Annotated in this window: 15 protein-coding genes; 12 read left to right on the top strand and 3 right to left on the bottom strand. The window is 55.3% G+C overall.

Features of this window, described 5'->3' with window-relative positions; genetic code table 11:
• The first annotated feature begins 62 nt into the window (after nucleotides 1–62).
• The 12 genes from E1B03_RS24905 to E1B03_RS24850 all read left to right on the top strand — a co-directional run bounded on the left by E1B03_RS24905 (nucleotide 63) and on the right by E1B03_RS24850 (nucleotide 14,410).
• Nucleotides 63–1,538 (top strand): MFS transporter, encoded by a 1,476-nt coding sequence (locus tag E1B03_RS24905; protein ID WP_103769530.1) that lies wholly within the window; start codon nucleotides 63–65, stop codon nucleotides 1,536–1,538.
• A complete protein-coding gene (locus E1B03_RS24900; RefSeq protein WP_133087095.1) occupies nucleotides 1,535–3,079 on the top strand; it encodes an FGGY family carbohydrate kinase in 1,545 nt (514 codons plus the stop codon). Before E1B03_RS24905 ends, E1B03_RS24900 begins: the two co-directional genes overlap by 4 nt.
• A complete protein-coding gene (locus E1B03_RS24895) occupies nucleotides 3,076–4,755 on the top strand; it encodes a glycerol-3-phosphate dehydrogenase/oxidase (RefSeq protein WP_103769532.1) in 1,680 nt (559 codons plus the stop codon). Before E1B03_RS24900 ends, E1B03_RS24895 begins: the two co-directional genes overlap by 4 nt.
• Nucleotides 4,752–6,311 carry an FAD-binding oxidoreductase gene (locus tag E1B03_RS24890; protein WP_133087094.1) on the top strand — a complete coding sequence of 520 codons (1,560 nt, stop codon included), beginning with the start codon at nucleotides 4,752–4,754 and terminating at the stop codon, nucleotides 6,309–6,311. Before E1B03_RS24895 ends, E1B03_RS24890 begins: the two co-directional genes overlap by 4 nt.
• Nucleotides 6,308–6,883 (top strand): glycerol-3-phosphate responsive antiterminator, encoded by a 576-nt coding sequence (locus tag E1B03_RS24885; RefSeq protein ID WP_114681476.1) that lies wholly within the window; start codon nucleotides 6,308–6,310, stop codon nucleotides 6,881–6,883. The genes E1B03_RS24890 and E1B03_RS24885 overlap by 4 nt, the downstream gene beginning before the upstream one ends.
• 16 nt (nucleotides 6,884–6,899) lie before the next feature.
• The gene (locus E1B03_RS24880; RefSeq protein WP_133087093.1) at nucleotides 6,900–7,214 is read left to right on the top strand and encodes a putative quinol monooxygenase; all 315 of its coding nucleotides are present in this window, start codon (nucleotides 6,900–6,902) and stop codon (nucleotides 7,212–7,214) included.
• 32 nt (nucleotides 7,215–7,246) lie between these two features.
• The gene (locus E1B03_RS24875; protein ID WP_103769536.1) at nucleotides 7,247–8,413 is read left to right on the top strand and encodes an iron-containing alcohol dehydrogenase; all 1,167 of its coding nucleotides are present in this window, start codon (nucleotides 7,247–7,249) and stop codon (nucleotides 8,411–8,413) included.
• A gap of 352 nt (nucleotides 8,414–8,765) precedes the next feature.
• Entirely contained in the window at nucleotides 8,766–9,833 is a 1,068-nt protein-coding gene (locus E1B03_RS24870; RefSeq protein ID WP_133087092.1) for an HlyD family secretion protein, read from the top strand.
• Entirely contained in the window at nucleotides 9,830–12,577 is a 2,748-nt protein-coding gene (rbbA, locus tag E1B03_RS24865) for a ribosome-associated ATPase/putative transporter RbbA (RefSeq protein WP_133087091.1), read from the top strand. The genes E1B03_RS24870 and rbbA overlap by 4 nt, the downstream gene beginning before the upstream one ends.
• The gene (locus tag E1B03_RS24860; RefSeq protein WP_133087090.1) at nucleotides 12,577–13,701 is read left to right on the top strand and encodes an ABC transporter permease; all 1,125 of its coding nucleotides are present in this window, start codon (nucleotides 12,577–12,579) and stop codon (nucleotides 13,699–13,701) included. Before rbbA ends, E1B03_RS24860 begins: the two co-directional genes overlap by 1 nt.
• An 89-nt stretch (nucleotides 13,702–13,790) precedes the next feature.
• Nucleotides 13,791–14,054 (top strand): type II toxin-antitoxin system HicA family toxin, encoded by a 264-nt coding sequence (locus E1B03_RS24855; protein ID WP_133087089.1) that lies wholly within the window; start codon nucleotides 13,791–13,793, stop codon nucleotides 14,052–14,054.
• Entirely contained in the window at nucleotides 14,051–14,410 is a 360-nt protein-coding gene (locus E1B03_RS24850; RefSeq protein ID WP_133087088.1) for a type II toxin-antitoxin system HicB family antitoxin, read from the top strand. The genes E1B03_RS24855 and E1B03_RS24850 overlap by 4 nt, the downstream gene beginning before the upstream one ends.
• 112 nt (nucleotides 14,411–14,522) lie before the next feature.
• On the opposite strand, the gene nikR is transcribed toward E1B03_RS24850, so the two are convergent.
• From nikR to E1B03_RS24835, 3 genes are all read right to left on the bottom strand, one after another.
• Entirely contained in the window at nucleotides 14,523–14,924 is a 402-nt protein-coding gene (gene nikR / locus E1B03_RS24845) for a nickel-responsive transcriptional regulator NikR (RefSeq protein ID WP_103769542.1), read from the bottom strand.
• 49 nt (nucleotides 14,925–14,973) lie between these two features.
• A complete protein-coding gene (gene acpT, locus E1B03_RS24840) occupies nucleotides 14,974–15,552 on the bottom strand; it encodes a 4'-phosphopantetheinyl transferase AcpT (RefSeq protein WP_103769543.1) in 579 nt (192 codons plus the stop codon).
• A gap of 62 nt (nucleotides 15,553–15,614) precedes the next feature.
• Nucleotides 15,615–16,664: an AI-2E family transporter gene (locus tag E1B03_RS24835; RefSeq protein ID WP_103769544.1), complete on the bottom strand. Its 1,050-nt coding sequence runs from the start codon at nucleotides 16,662–16,664 to the stop codon at nucleotides 15,615–15,617.
• Nucleotides 16,665–16,724 lie beyond the last annotated feature (60 nt).

Raw genomic sequence — 16,724 nt, 5'->3', positions numbered from 1 at the left:
TCTCTTATTGCATTTTTTTAGCTAATGGCGACCTTCTTCCGAATATTATGAAGGGGAAAGCCATGTCCGCATGCTCATTCTCGAATCCGATTAAAATCCGTGGCGTTGATGACGTTATCAATTGCATCGACTCACGCGGAAAAATCAATGGCAGAGCCGGTATTATTTGGTGGTTAGCGCTAGGCGGCCTGTTTCTTGACGCTTTTTCAAATTCAGCTCTCAGCGCTGGATTAAACCCAATGACCCGCAATTTAAATCTGAGCGCGACCGAAGTTGCGCTGCTGACCTCATTTTCATCGTGGGTTGCCATATTATTTAACCCCATCGGCGGCTGGATTGCCGATCGCTGGGGACGTGTTCCGCCGCTGATTATTGCCAAAATAATGGCGGTGATCGGTGCGTTGTTGGTGATGTCGTCCTCCAGTTTTAGCACCATTATCATAGGCCGCTTCTTCGTTGGCGTCTCTTACGGGATGGATTTTGCCGTGGCCATGGCGATGTTAGCGGAGTTCACTCCGGTGAAACTAAAAAGCCGTTTAAACACCTGGCAAGGGGTGTGGTATGTCGCTGTGTGTTTAAATCTGGCATTGGCGCTGATGTTTTATTCCTGGGATGTTGGAGATGCTATCTGGCGTTATTCTATTGCCGTAACGGCATTATGCGGACTGATTGTCCTGTACTTCCAGTTTCGTTATTTAGTTGAAAGCCCGGTATGGCTGGCGAGAAAATCTCGTCTTTCTGAAGCCGTAATTGCTATGAATAAAATATACGGTGATAATTTTATTCTGGCACCAAAATCGGAGCAGAAACCTGTCATTGGGCAGGCGGAAAAAGGTGCAAGAAATGTGCTGCTAATATTCCGTGGTGTTTATTTACCGCGTACGATTCTGGCTTCTACAGTTCAGATCTGCCAGTCAATACAATATTTTGGCGTCGGCTGGTATTTGCCGGTTATTAGCGCAGCGATGTTCGGTAAGAACTTTGTTTACGCAACATTGTGCTCACTATTTTTTAACGTTTTCGGTATCGTCGGCGGCTTCCTGTCGCCCGCTATAGGTCGCCGCCTGGGTCTGCGCCGTTCGTCGGCGATCGGTTTTGCCGTGGCTTTTCTCGTCCTGCTCACGCTGGGGCTATTCAGCGACAGTATGCCGCTGTGGGCCTCTTTGCTGGTCCCTGCGCTGTTTATTCTTTGTCACTCTGGCGGGCCTGGCGCAAATGGGAAAAGCCTTTCATCACTCTCTTTTCGCAGTGAACTACGGGCGGGTGCCAACGGTGTGGTGGGGGCGCTTGGCGCAATCGGCGCGGCGCTAGGGTTGTTTATTTTCCCCGTCTTCCGCGATCTGTACGGTCTGCAAACGACTTTCCTGATCATGTCCGCTGTTCCGCTATTTGCGAGCATCGTCTGTTTTGCGATCCCATGGGATCCGACTCGCACCACTATCCAACCTGATAACGAGCCTGGCGCCCCGCAGTTCGCACCACCACAGTCGTCTTATCCAGAGTCGATGGCCCCCGAGTCAAACAGGAGCACGAAATGATTGAATATGAAGATGTCATTCTGGCGATAGACGAAGGGACATCGGGTACGCGCGCGGCAGTGGTGGCGCGAAATAGCCAGGTCCACTGCCTGGAATACCAACCGCTTCAGGTGAGTAGCCAGCGCCATGGCGTTGTTGAACAAGATGCTGATGAAATACTACAGGCCACCATTGCGGTGTGTCGTACTGCGATTGTTAACGCCCAGCGTAGCAAGATGCGCATTGTGGCGCTGGCGATTGCTACGCAACGTTCCACGGCGGTGCTCTGGGATGCTGGCACTGGCAAGGCGCTGGCACCCGCGATGGTTTGGCAGGATGCACGTTTTACGCATGAACTGGCGCAACTTGCCCCTGAATGGGATGCGAAGCTGTTGCCGCTCATTGGCCGGCCGGTCGGGATACGCTCTCCTTACCTTTGGGCGTCATACCATATCGCCAACACACCGGCAGTGAAGAAGGCGCACCAGGCCGGAACGCTGGTGTTTGGCACCGTTGATAGCTGGTTGCTCTGGCATCTGGCGCAAGAAAAAAAATGTGTCACCACCCCGACTAACGCCACGTCTGCCGGGGCGTATTGCCTTAACGAGCATCAGTATTATTTGCCATGGTTGCAGACGTTGAATTTCCCGGCGTCATTGCTGCCATCATTGCACGACGATGCCGATGATTTTGGCACTACGCGTGAAGATCTCCTCGGGATTAGCGTCCCGATCCGGGCCTGTGCTGGAGATCAGTTTGCGGGGGCTATCGGACTGGGCTGTACTGAACGCGGACAGGCTTTTTGTATGCATGGGACCGGCAGCTTTGTCGACTTAATGATGGGGCCGAAGGTACCGACGCTGAAAAAGAGTTGTGAAAGCACGCTCACGATGACGGCACGCCGCCAAAAAGGGCGTTCACACTTCTCTGTAGAAACTTTCGTTCCAACTACCGGTTCGGCTTTGAACTGGGTATGCGAAAAGCTGCACTGGTTTGACTCGCCCGAACAAATTAGCGAGTTGGCTGCGCAGGCCAGTGATTCTGGCGGTGTGAGTTTCATTCCGGCATTGACGGGTCTGCGTGTTCCTCATCTGCAACCGCAGGCCCGCGCCTCCCTTAACGGTATTTCAATCTCGACCACGCGCCCGCAGGTGGCTTACGCCATTCTGGAAGGTATTGCGCATTCGGTCGCCGCCTGTATTCGTGCGAATGAAGCCGCAACCGGCATACCCACGCAAGAACTGGTGGTTGGGGGCGGATTATCCAATAGCGATACGTTATTGCAAATTCAGGCTGATGTTAGCGGGATCCCCGTACGACGGATGGCCGAAACAGCACGGGCCAGCTTACGCGGTGCGGCATTTCTGGCAGGGGCTGATGGGCTGCTGTGGGACTCGTTGACCGATGCCTGCGCCACGCTGAAAACGGCGCGCCTGTTTGAACCCAAAATCAGTCACGACCTTCGCGAACAAAAAATAAGCCGCTGGGAGATGCGTATTGCGCTCGAAATGGATGCCGCCAGCAGCCTCACTTCAGCTAATCAGGAGCGTACCCACTTATGAAGTTTTTCCCTTCGCGAAAGCCCAATAAAACACGTAGTGAAATGTACGGCGCAGAGCCGCTGCGTCTGCAGCGACCTGAGCAACTGGAACGACTGGAAAGCGAAACCTACGACATTCTGATTGTCGGCGGCGGCGTGACGGGAGCCTATGCGGCGCTGGATGCCAGCCTGCGCGGCTATCGGGTCGCGCTGATTGAAAAAAGCGATTTCGCCTCGGGGACGTCATCCAAGTCATCAAAAATGGTGCACGGCGGTCTGCGTTATATCGAGCAGGGGAACCTGGGGCTGGTGCGCCACTCTTTGCTCGAACGCCAGCGTATGCGCCGGAACGCTCGCCATCTGGTGCAACGGCTTCCCTTTTTATTTCCGGTACTTGATAAGAATGGCGTGTTTGATAAGCGCATGTCTTCGGCGTTTGAAAGTCTGCTCTGGACCTACGATCTCGCTGGCGGATGGCGGGAAGGCATCCTTCACCAAAAATTGACTCCGGCGGAAGTACTGTCGCACTGCCCAACGCTGAAAGAGGAGCAGCTCTCCGGCGGTTTTATGTATTTCGATGCCCGTGTTGACGATGCCAGATTAACGCTGGCTCTGGTGCGCACGGCAGCGTTTCATGGGGCGACGGTGACGAACCATGCCGAAGTCATCGAAACCACGCGTGACCAGCACGGCAAAGTCAATGGGGCCATTGTGTATGCCGATGCCCGAGAAATTCGGGTCAAAGCGCGGGTGGTCATTATGGCGACGGGCGTCTGGCTACGTGACTGGAACGGACTGAAAAAAGGGGAGGCGTCCCCTCTGAATATTCGCCCGGCGAAGGGGGTACACGTCGCGATCCCATGGATGAAGATTCGCAATGATTGCACGGTGACCATCCCGGTTGCCGGACGCAGTCGACGCGCGACCATAACGCGCTGGGGCAACGTCTCCTATCTGGGCACTACGGATGAGGACTATCAGGGCGATCTGAATGATGTTCACTGTAATCGCACTGAGCTGGACTTTCTGCTGGAAGGGGCCAACTCGGCGCTGAAAACGGATCTACGCCCGGAAGATGTGGTGGGAAGTATCGCCGGTTGCCGTCCTCTGGTGGGCGTGGCGGGTGGAAAGACCGTTGAGATGAAGCGTAACCATGAGATCCGGGTTTCAGCGGACGGGCTCATTACTATCGTCGGCGGCAAGCTGACGACATCTCGTCATATGGCGGAAGAAACCATCGACGCGGCCAGCAAAATACTGGGTCGTAAAAAGGCCTGCTCAACGAAAACTGCGTATTTGCTTGGCGCGGCTGGCTATGACCCGCAGGCCATTCTGGCCTCAGGTGGTCTGTCTGCGCATCTGGGCGAGCGCTATGGTACTGAAGCCCATTTCGTCAGTGACATTATCCAGGCCGACCCGTCGCTCATGAAACCTATCGTCGCCGGGCTTCCCTATACCGAAGCGGAAGTGGTGTACGCCGTGCGCCATGAACTTGCCAGCACCGTTGACGATGTACTGTCGCGCCGAATTCGTGCTCGCCTGATGGCGCGCGATGCATCAGCCTCTGCCGCTGAACGCGTAGGGGAAATACTGCAACAAGAACTCCGATTACATCCTGAGCACGTGGCTAAACAGGTCGCCAGCTATCAGGCCGCAATTAAACATGAAAAATCAATGCTTATGGGGACATCAGAATGATCAGTAAAGAAGCGATTAAACGTGGTTACAACCGTGGAAATTATACCGTTGGCGCACATACTCGTCCCGCATGGGCAACGGATATCACCCGCAGCGGTGGCGCAAAAGGAATGCAGGTTGATCCCGTTGTAATAAGCGAAGCGACGTTTGACCGGCTGCGGGTCATTGCCGATGACGTGCTGACGTCTGAGGCCGATGTGATTACCTGGACCCGCGACTGGTGGGCCGGTTCGATGATTGCGGAAACCCAGGGCGCCCCCGCCACCTCAAAAGGGGTGATTGTACGCGTTTCCACCGTTGAACAGATTCAGGACGTGATGCGTCTTGCCAGTGATTCCGCCATCCCGGTCACAGTTTCTGCCGGGCGCAGTAACGTTACCGGAGCCGCCTTGCCGTTGCGTGGGGGGATCGTGCTGGATGTTTGCGAACTCAACAAATTTATCGACTTTGACCCGCAAAGTCAGATTGTTGAGGTAGAAGCCGGCATGTTTGGCGATGTTTTCGAACAAACTATCCAAAAAGAGTACTGCATGACGATGGGCCACTGGCCGTCTTCGTTTGGCATTAGTACCGTGGGCGGTTGGGTCGCTTGTCGTGGCGCGGGGCAGCTTTCTACCCGCTACGGCAAAATTGAAGATATGGTTTTTGGGATGGATGTGGTGCTTGCCGATGGGCGCTTAATCACCGTGGGCGGTTATGCACGCAGCGCTATCGGACCGGATTTACAGCAAATGTTCATTGGTTCGGAAGGCACGCTGGGTGTGATTGTGCGTGTGCGTTTAAAGCTTCATCGCCTGCCGGATTATGGCCGCGCCATCGCCTGGGGTTTTTCCAGTTTCGCCAGTGGACTGGAGGCATGTCGCGAAATCTTACAGCATGGCGCGAATCCGGCGGCACTGCGTTTGTACGATAACCTTGAGAGCGGCGTGCAGTTTGGTCTGCCAGAGACCAATGTCCTGCTGATTGCAGACGAAGGAGAGCCTGACATGGTCGACGCGGTGCTGGCTATCAGTGAACGTATTTGTCAGCAGAGCGGAGAGGAACTTGACGGTGAGGCTATCTTTGAACGCTGGCTGGATACCCGGTATCTGACGGGCAAAAGCGCTGAAGGCTTTAAGAAAAGCCCCGGCCTGGTGGCGGACACGCTGGAAATGGTGGGACGCTGGCGCGATCTCAGCGCGGTATATGATGATGTGGTGGCTGCGATTAACGCCGTTCCGGGGACGCTGGCAGGTTCAGCGCACCAGTCCCACGCCTACGTCGATGGCGCGTGCCTTTACTTTTCGCTGCGTGGCGATGTGGCCGTTGAGCAACGCGGGGCGTGGTATCGCGCGGCATGGGACGCGGCAAATGCGGTGCTGATTAAACACAATGCCTCCCTCAGCCATCACCATGGTGTCGGGTTGCTTCGTTCCCCCTATATGCAGGCTTCGTTAGGTGAATCGCTTTCGGTTCTGGCCGATATTAAAAGAGCGCTGGATCCGCAGAATATCCTGAACCCGGGAAAACTGGGGTTAAGCGCTGAGCTGTACTCACATCAGGTAGGTCAATCATGATCAAAAACCTTGGCGTGCTTCTGGCACGCCATCCCATCATTATGGCGATTTACGGCATTGAGCAACTGAAAACCGCGCTGTCCAGCAAAGCTGAAGTTTGCATTATTGCCAATATCGATCTGATCAAGCTCCAGCCGGTGATTGAACTGCTATCGAAGGCGGGAAAGTACGTCATCGTCAATATCGATAGCTGTAATGGACTGTCGCAGGATAAAGGCGGTATCGACTATGTGGCTGAAACAGGGGCGATGGGGTTGCTCTCTACGCGTTTGCAAACCGTACAGCGTGCAAAAAAATGTGGGCTGGTCACTATGCAGAAAATCTTCGTCACCGACCGTTCCACCTGGCTACGCAGCCTGAAGGCGGTGGAACAAAGCGAACCCGATTATGTGCAACTGATGCCCGCGCAGATGCTGCCGTTGCTCTCGCAGGCCGATCGTAATGTGTTGCCGCCGATTGTGGCGTCCGGGTTTGTCTGCAATGAGGAACATGCTCAGACGGCACTGTTGCACGGCGCGATAGCGGTCTCAAGCAGCGACAGTGCGTTATGGGATGTGAATCTTCTACGTTAACCACCAGGAGCCAAAAATGGAAAATACGCAGCTGTTGGTTGTCGCACATTATTTTGCCCAACCGACGATGGGCGACAAGGTAAACGATGCGCTCAGGATGCTGGCGGAGGCGACGCGTAACGAGTCTGAGAACATCACCTATGAATTTTTCCGTTCCACGGAAGACAGCGATCGCTTTGTGATTATTGAGACTTACCGTTGCGCACAAGGTCTCGAACTTCACCGACAAACGGAACATTTTCAACGCATTGGCGTTGGGATTATTACTCCGCTGTTGGTGCGTAAAGAGGTGAAAAGCTTTCCCATTCCCCCCGATGAATCGCGTAGGTAAACGCAGTCTTTCTTACTGCAAGGAATACATCAATGAACCATGTTATGAAGGATTTTGCGTTTACGACGGTAGCGGAAATCATCGTCGAATGGGCGGGTGCGGCACGATTAGGAGCGATCCTTCAGCCGCGGTTTAGCGCGCGTCGTGTATTGCTGGTAACCGACGCCGGACTGGTCAAAGCAGGGATTCTGCCGCCCGTTTTGCATAGCCTGCAAGACGCAGGGTTTCAGGTGACGGTTTACGATCGGGTTCAACCCGATCCGCATGAACGCCTTGTTCGCGAAGCCTTACAGGTAGCACACGACAGCCACTGTGACATGGTTATTGGCCTGGGCGGCGGCTCCTCGCTGGATGTCGCGAAGCTGGTGGCTGTGTTAATCAATTCTGAACAAGACCTGCCGGAGCTTTATGGGATTGGCAAGGTTATCGGTCAACGTTTGCCGCTGGTCAATATACCCACTACGGCAGGAACGGGGTCTGAAGTCACCAATATTTCCATTTTAACGACGCATGATGACAGCAAAATGGGCATTGTCTCCCCGCAGCTGTATGGTGATTTGGTGCTACTGGATGCACAACTGACGCTGGGGTTACCGCCGGTCCACACCGCTGCCGCCGGGATCGATGCGATGGTGCATGCGATAGAGGCTTATACCGGCAAGCATAAGAAGAACCCGCTGTCGGATGCATTGGCCCGCGAGGCGTTACGTTTAATCAGTCGCCATCTGGTGACCGCATGCCGTGACGGGAACAACCGTGAAGCGCGAGAAAATGTTCTGCTGGGCGCGATGTTGGCAGGCCAGGCTTTTGCCAATTCCCCAGTGGCGGCAGTGCATGCGCTGGCTTATCCCTTGGGCGCACGACACCATATTCCACATGGGTTGTCGAATGCGCTGATGTTGATTCCAGTGCTGCAGTTTAACGTGTCTGCGGCGGCTCCACTTTATGGTGAGCTGGCAGCCATCATTGGGGCGAAGGTGACAGGGGACGTGGCGAACGATGCCCAGTCGTTTATTGCCGCGATGGTGAAGATCGTTGCCGCAACCGGCGCGCCGAACAGGCTGCGTGACGTCGATGTACCTGAAAAGGACCTGCCGCTGTTGGCCCACGATGCCATGCAGCAGACCCGTTTACTGGATAACAATCCCGTGACGCTTACTGAAGGCGATGCGTTGCGACTATATCAGCAGGCTTTTTGAGCACGATAGGTGTCCGGTGAAAGGATTGCCGGGCACGATTTTTTGCCTGCAACATCCTTGCTACAACCGAATAGACATATTGAATCCAGGTGTTAGTATTCAATAGACAGCAGTTATGAGTATGCGTGTTTCATTTCCGGCCAGGAACGCTGATGATGACAACATTACTACCCGATTTCACAGCATTTTCGTCATTCACTTCCTGTGCGGCGCAGGTTGTCTTCACGCCTGTCCGCTCTCTGGCCATTGTTTCTCATTCCTTCTCATCCCGGATGGAATCTCCCGCTGAATAGCTGTTCAGTGGGCTTTGTGACACGCATCGTTTGATAACAGGGATTACGGCGGGTCGAATATGGATAAGTTTAAACGTCATTTGATGTGGTGGGGGGTGGGCATCCTGGTCGTGGTGGCCGCGATAGCATGGTGGATGCTCCGTCCTGCGGGAATCCCGGAGGGGTTCGCAGCCAGCAACGGCAGAATTGAAGCCACTGAAGTGGATATCGCCACCAAGATTGCCGGGCGAATTGACACGATCCTCGTGTCAGAAGGGCAGTTCGTTCGTCAGGGCGAGGTGCTGGCGAAAATGGATACTCGCGTGCTGCAGGAACAACGGCTGGAAGCGGTAGCCCAAATCAAAGAAGCCGAAAGCGCGGTAGCGGCGGCGCGGGCGCTGTTAGAACAGCGGCAAAGTGAAATGCGCGCTGCGCAGTCGGTGGTAAAACAACGCGAGGCGGAACTGCAGTCGGTTTCTAAACGCCACGTGCGTTCCCGTTCGCTGTCCCAGCGTGGGGCCGTGTCTGAGCAACAACTGGATGACGACAGGGCTGCGGCAGAAAGCGCCCGCGCTGCGCTGGAATCCGCAAAGGCGCAGGTATCTGCGGCAAAAGCCGCCATTGAAGCCGCTCGCACCAGCATTATTCAGGCGCAAACTCGTGTTGAAGCCGCGCAGGCCACCGAACGTCGTATTGCGGCTGATATTGATGACAGCGAGCTGAAAGCCCCGCGCGATGGTCGCGTGCAGTACCGCGTAGCCGAACCGGGCGAGGTACTTTCTGCGGGCGGTCGTGTGCTGAATATGGTCGATCTCAGCGATGTCTACATGACGTTCTTCTTGCCAACCGAACAGGCTGGTTTACTGAAGATTGGCGGTGAAGCGCGCCTGGTGCTGGATGCCGCGCCGGATCTGCGTATTCCGGCGACCATCAGCTTTGTGGCAAGCGTGGCGCAGTTCACGCCAAAAACGGTCGAAACCAGCGATGAACGGCTGAAGCTGATGTTCCGCGTCAAAGCGCGTATCCCGCCAGAACTGTTGCAGCAGCATCTGGAGTACGTGAAAACCGGTCTGCCGGGCATGGCGTGGGTGCGTGTTGATGAAAATCGCGCCTGGCCTGACGACCTGGTGGTGAGGTTGCCGCAATGACGCATCTGGCGCTGGTTCCCGTTCCTCCCGTGGCGCACCTTGACGGCGTGAGTCAGCATTACGGGAAAACGGTCGCGCTGAATAATATCACGCTGGATATCCCCGCCCGCTGTATGGTGGGGCTGATTGGCCCGGACGGCGTCGGAAAATCGAGCCTGCTATCGCTCATCTCCGGCGCACGGGTTATTGAACACGGCAACGTGATGGTGCTGGGCGGCGATATGCGCGACCCAAAACATCGCCGGGATGTCTGCCCGCGCATTGCCTGGATGCCGCAGGGGCTGGGGAAAAACCTGTACCACACGCTGTCGGTGTATGAGAACGTCGATTTCTTTGCCCGGCTGTTTGGTCATGACAAAGCGGAGCGCGAAGCGCGGATTACCGAGCTGCTGAACAGCACTGGACTGGCACCGTTTCGCGATCGTCCTGCCGGGAAACTCTCGGGTGGCATGAAGCAAAAGCTGGGGCTGTGCTGCGCGTTAATCCACGACCCGGAACTGTTAATTCTCGATGAACCCACCACCGGGGTCGACCCGCTGTCCCGCGCTCAGTTCTGGGATCTGATTAACAGCATCCGCCAGCGGCAGACCAACATGAGCGTCCTGGTTGCCACCGCCTACATGGAAGAAGCCGAGCGCTTTGACTGGCTGGTGGCGATGAACGCCGGGGAGGTGTTAGCCACCGGGAGCGCGCAGCAGCTACGCGAAAAAACCGCCAGCGACACGCTGGAGCAGGCGTTTATCGCGCTGTTACCCGAGGCCCAGCGTCAGGCGCACAAACCGGTGGTGATCCCGCCGTATCATGCTGAGCAGGAAGAAATTGCCATCGAGGCGAAAGACCTGACCATGCGCTTCGGCAAGTTCGTCGCCGTTGACCACGTTAACTTTCGCATTCCGCGCGGGGAAATCTTCGGTTTTCTCGGCTCCAACGGCTGCGGTAAATCCACCACCATGAAAATGCTCACCGGACTGCTGCCCGCAAGCGAAGGTGAGGCATGGCTGTTTGGGCAAGCGGTTGACCCGAAGAATATCGATACCCGCCGCCGGGTAGGCTATATGTCGCAGGCGTTTTCGCTTTACAGTGAGCTGACCGTCCGGCAAAACCTCGAGCTGCATGCCCGGCTGTTCCATATCCCCGAAGCAGAAATTCCGGGGCGAGTACAGGAGATGAGCGAGCGTTTTTCGCTGACCGATGTCGAAGATGTGTTGCCCGGCGCGCTGCCGTTGGGGATCCGTCAACGCCTGTCGCTGGCGGTGGCGGTTATCCATCGCCCGGAGATGCTTATTCTTGATGAACCGACCTCCGGGGTTGATCCGGTGGCGAGGGACATGTTCTGGCAACTGATGGTTGATCTGTCGCGTCAGGACAAAGTAACCATTTTTATCTCCACCCACTTTATGAACGAAGCGGAGCGCTGCGACCGGATGTCGCTGATGCACGCCGGAAAAGTACTGGCCAGCGGTACGCCGCAGGAGCTGGTGAAACAGCGTGGTGCCGCCAGTCTTGAAGAGGCGTTTATCTCCTGGTTGCAGGAAGCGGCAGGCCCGGCGCCGGAAGCCCAGTTAGCGCCAGCCAATGTCCCGGTTGTGCATGAAAACAATAAGCCGCCGCGGCAGGGCTTTAGTCTGCGGCGTTTGTTCAGCTACAGCCGCCGTGAAGCGCTGGAGCTGCGACGTGATCCGGTACGTTCAACGCTGGCGCTGATGGGCACGGTGATCCTGATGCTGATCATGGGCTACGGCATCAGCATGGATGTGGAAAACCTGCGTTTTTCAGTGCTCGATCGTGACCAGACCGTCAGCAGCCAGGCGTGGACGCTGAATCTGGCGGGATCGCGCTATTTTATTGAGCAGCCGCCGCTCACCAGCTATGACGAGTTGGACAAACGGATGCGTTCAGGCGAAGTTGCGGTAGCAATAGAAATTCCGCCAAATTTTGGTCGCGATATCGCGCGCGGCACGCCGGTGAAGATTGGCGTCTGGGTTGATGGCGCAATGCCGAGCCGCGCTGAAACGGTCCGAGGCTATGTGCAGGCGATGCACCAGACCTGGCTGCAGGATGTGATGGCGCGTCAACCCAATGCCAGCGGGCAAAACGGGCTGATGACCATTGAAACTCGCTATCGTTACAACCCGGATGTGAAGAGTCTGCCGGCGATTGTTCCAGCGGTTATTCCACTGCTATTGATGATGATCCCTTCCATGCTCAGCGCACTCAGCGTGGTGCGTGAGAAAGAACTGGGATCAATTATCAACCTGTACGTTACGCCCACCACCCGCAGCGAATTTTTGCTCGGCAAACAGTTGCCTTACATCGTGCTGGGCATGCTGAACTTCCTGCTGCTGTGCGCGCTGTCGGTGTTTGTGTTCGGCGTCCCGCATAAGGGCAGTTTTTTAACGCTGACGCTGGCCGCGCTGCTGTACGTCACCATTGCCACCGGGTTGGGGCTGCTCATCTCCACGTTTATGAAAAGCCAGATCGCCGCCATTTTTGGTACGGCGATTATTACGTTGATCCCGGCGACGCAGTTTTCCGGGATGATCGACCCGGTTGCTTCGCTGGAAGGACCGGGTCGGTGGATTGGCGAAATTTACCCGACCAGCCATTTTCTGACCATCGCGCGCGGAACGTTCTCTAAAGCGTTGGATCTGGCCGATCTCTGGCAGCTATTTATTCCGCTGGCAATCGCCATTCCGATGGTGATTGGTTTGAGCGTATTACTGCTGAAAAAACAGGAGGGGTGATGCGCCGATTACGCAATATTTATAACCTTGGCATCAAAGAGTTGCGCAGTCTGCTGGGTGACAAAGCGATGCTGACGCTGATCGTCTTCGCCTTCACGATTTCGGTTTATTCTTCCGCGACCGTTCTGCCGGGGTCGCTGCATCTGGCGCCAATTGCCATTGCCGATATGGACCAGTCGCAGTTGTCGAATCGGATCGTGAACAGCTTTTATCGCCCGTGGTTTTTACCGCCGGAGATGATTACTGCTGATGAGATGGATGCCGGGCTGGATGCCGGACGCTACACCTTCGCCGTGAACATCCCGCCTGATTTTCAGCGTGATGTCCTGGCCGGGCGGCAGCCGGACATACAGGTGAACGTCGATGCTACGAGGATGAGTCAGGCCTTTACCGGCAACAGCTATATCCAGAATATCATTAGCGGCGAGGTGAACAGCTTTGTGTCGCGTTATCGTGATAACAGTGAGCCGCCGGTGGCACTGGAAATGCGCATGCGCTTTAACCCCAATCTGGAACCTGCCCGCTTTGGTGCGGTAATGGCGATTATCAACAACATCACCATGCTGGCGATTGTGCTTACCGGGTCGGCGCTGATTCGTGAACGCGAGCACGGGACTATTGAGCATCTGCTGGTGATGCCGGTAACGCCGTTTGAGATCATGATGGCCAAAATCTGGTCGATGGGGCTGGTGGTACTGGTGGTTTCTGGTCTGTCGCTGATGCTGATGGTGAAAGGGGTACTCGGCGTGCCGATTGAAGGCTCGATACCGTTGTTTATGCTGGGCGTGGCGTTGAGCCTGTTCGCCACCACCTCGATCGGCATTTTTATGGGCACGCTGGCGCGCTCCATGCCGCAGTTGGGACTGCTGATGATTCTGGTGCTGCTGCCGTTACAGATGCTCTCCGGTGGCTCCACACCGCGTGAAAGCATGCCGCAGGCGGTACAGGACATCATGTTGACGATGCCAACCACCCACTTTGTCAGCCTCGCGCAGGCGATACTTTACCGCGGCGCAGGGTTTGGCATCGTCTGGCCGCAGTTCCTGACGCTGCTGGGGATTGGCGGGGTGTTTTTCCTGATAGCGCTGCTGCGCTTTCGAAAGACGATTGGCACGATGGCGTAATCGGTTGACTTCATCGCTTGACTGTATTGTGTGCTGTTATAATATGACTTCAAAGGATGAAGTCATAAGGACATGCGACGAAGGAAAAAGTGTTGTCTTTACGCAAAAAGCAAAAGAACACGCTGGTTCAGCTTTTTAAAGCACCGACGCCGCAGGGAATTAAGTGGGCGGAAATCGAGTCACTGATCAAGGCGTTAGGTGGCGAAATCAAAGAAGGACGAGGCTCGCGATGTAAGTTTCTTTTAAATAAGAGCATTGCGAGTTTTCATAGACCACATCCTTCTCCGGATACAGATAAAGGCGCGGTCGAAAACGTACGTGACTGGTTAACAAGTATAGGGGTAAAACCATGATCAAACCCAAAACGCCAAACTCAATGGAAATCGCCGGTCAGCCTGCGGTAATTAATTATGTTCCTGAGCTTAATGCGTTTCGCGGTAAGTTCCTGGGATTGTCAGGCTATTGTGATTTTGTCTCTGACAGCATTCAGGGGCTGCAAAAAGAGGGGGAAATTTCCTTACGAGAGTATCTTGATGATTGCTCTGCCGCAGGGATAGAGCCTTACGCACACCCGGAAAAGCTGAAGACATTTACTTTGCGCTATCCAGAATCTTTCGGAGAACGTTTAAGTTTTGCGGCAGCGGAAGAGCAGGTATCAGTGAATACATGGATCATCGAAACGCTTAGCAAAAGTCTCAAACAGGCATAGCGGCTGGCTGGTTTGCTCATCATTGCCGGGGCGCTTCGCTTGCCCGGCCTACAAACGGTAACGGACGTAGGCCGGATAAGACGTAGCCGCCATCCGGCAACGAAACAGGCAATTACTCTTCTTTCGGCAGGCACTGCAAGTGACCGTGGCGCACGCCGCGCTGGGAAATCACATCATCGGCAAAATGCTGCACATCGCCCATGTCGCCTTTCAGCACCGCGATTTCCAGGCAGTCGTCATGGTTGATGTGCACGTGTAGCGTGGCGACCGATAAATCGTGGTGGTGATGTTGGGTAGAAACAATACGGCTCGCCAGGTCACGCTTCTCATGCTCATAAACATACGAGAGCACCGCGAAACCCTGAGTGCCGTGCTCCTGTGCGGTTTCTTGCGCCAGTGCGCCGCGCAGAATATCGCGGATCGCTTCGGAACGGTTGTTGTAGCCCCGGCGCTGGCTCAGGCCGTCGAGCGTTTCCAGTAAATCGTCATCGAGAGTTATGGTGATACGTTGCATCCGATTTCAACCTTACGATATGGCGCGGTGGCGCACGGGAATGAGGGCGTTACAGACGCTGCACGGCGTCGGCGCTCAGGGTAAACGGCGTGGGGGTACAGACTGCCAGGCTCAGAGCGTCGAGCTGGCACTGGCTGACAGAGAGTGAGGAGGTTAGCGCGGTGCTGTCGACGCTGACGATTTGCCAGGCGCTGCCGCCACGCTGTTTCACGATAGCTTCTTTACGCGTCCAGATGCGCCAGAACGCCGCCAACTGTTGCTCCGGGCGTTCGGCCTCAACTTCGGCATGTTCTCCGAGACTGAACACCGTGTTTGCCAGCGTCTGCCAGTTATCGCGCGGGCGCACGACTTCAATATCGCAGCCGACTTCCCCTTCGTCGCTGAGCAGCAGGGCGATATCATCGCCGCTGTGGCTGAGATTGAACCACAGCGGCGTGTCGGCGGAAAAGGCCGGTTTTCCTTGCTCGCCATAGATGATGTCCGGTAAGGGCGAAAGCGCATGGGAAAGCAGCACGCGACCTGCCAGCCAGCGCGCACGACGAGCACCTTGCGGGGCCTGCTCACTCAGTGCGGCAGGCAGTGCGCCAGCGCTTAAAACAGAAACTTTCCCAAGAACGATCCGGTACATATCAGGGCTAACCTTTAGTAATAATGGGGTTGTGTACCATTCTTCACATGCTGTTTGCAAGTTTATCCAGGTAATCGGCTTTTGGGCCTGCCGGGTCCCAGCAAAATTGCCAGTTTGCTGCCGCCTGTGGTCGTTTCCATCCAGATTTTACACACGCTGGTTAACGGCACGGAGAGCAGCATGCCTACCGGGCCGAGCAGCCATCCCCACACCAACAAAGAGAGGAAGACGATAAGCGTCGATAACCCCAGCCGATGCCCCATCATGCGGGGTTCAAGGATGTTACCAATCACCATATGCACCACCAGAAACAGTGCGCCAACCAACACGCATTCGTAAACGCCGTTGAACAGCAGCGCCTGGATCATGGGCGGGACAGCGGAAATGACCGAGCCAATGTTGGGCACGTAGTTTAGCAAGAATGCCAGCACGCCCCACATCAGAGCAAACTGAATCCCCATTAGCGCCAGCCCAAGCCAGACGATAGCGCCGGTCCATAAGCTGAGCAGCGTTTTCAGCGCCAGATAGTGAGACACCCCCTTCAGCGCCCGATGCAGCCCCGCAATATGGATTTGTGGGTTATTCAGCGCAAAGCGCATCTTATAGGGGACATGACGCACTTCAAACAACATAAAGACCACCGTCATCACCAGCAGGACGACGCTGGCCATGGCACCGGAAAGACTCGTCATCAGCGTGGTTGTGAAGGTCATCAGCTTGTCGGAGTCCATGCGTTGCAGCATGCGCTCCGGAGACATATGCAGATTCAGGAAAGGCACCATCTCTTGTAGATACAGAACTTTGCGTGTCAGCTCCTTGTTGTATTTTGGCAGCAGGTCCATGAATTCAGTGATTGACGACGCCAGAACGCCGACCAACGCCGTAAGAGCGATCATCATCACTACCACCACTAACGTAATGGCTACCGGGCGACGTACACCTCGGCGAATAAACCAGGTGACTAACGGATTCAAAACAATGGCAAAAAAGAGGGCCAGCAGAAGTTGTACGATGATATCCGCCGCGGCATGAATACCGGCGAGGATCACCACCAAAGCGGCCAGTTTGAGCAAAATGTGCAAACCCGTTTTATCGGGTTGAGGGGTTGTCATGTTTTCTTCCTGCCTGCGTTTTTGCATTAAGTGTAGCGGCTGGTTTGCGACTAAAACTCC

The sequence above is a fragment of the Citrobacter arsenatis genome (genome assembly GCF_004353845.1).
Taxonomy (GTDB): Bacteria; Pseudomonadota; Gammaproteobacteria; order Enterobacterales; family Enterobacteriaceae; genus Citrobacter; species Citrobacter arsenatis.
Note: the sequence above shows the minus strand (reverse complement) of the source record. Positions and strands in the feature narration are given on the sequence as shown.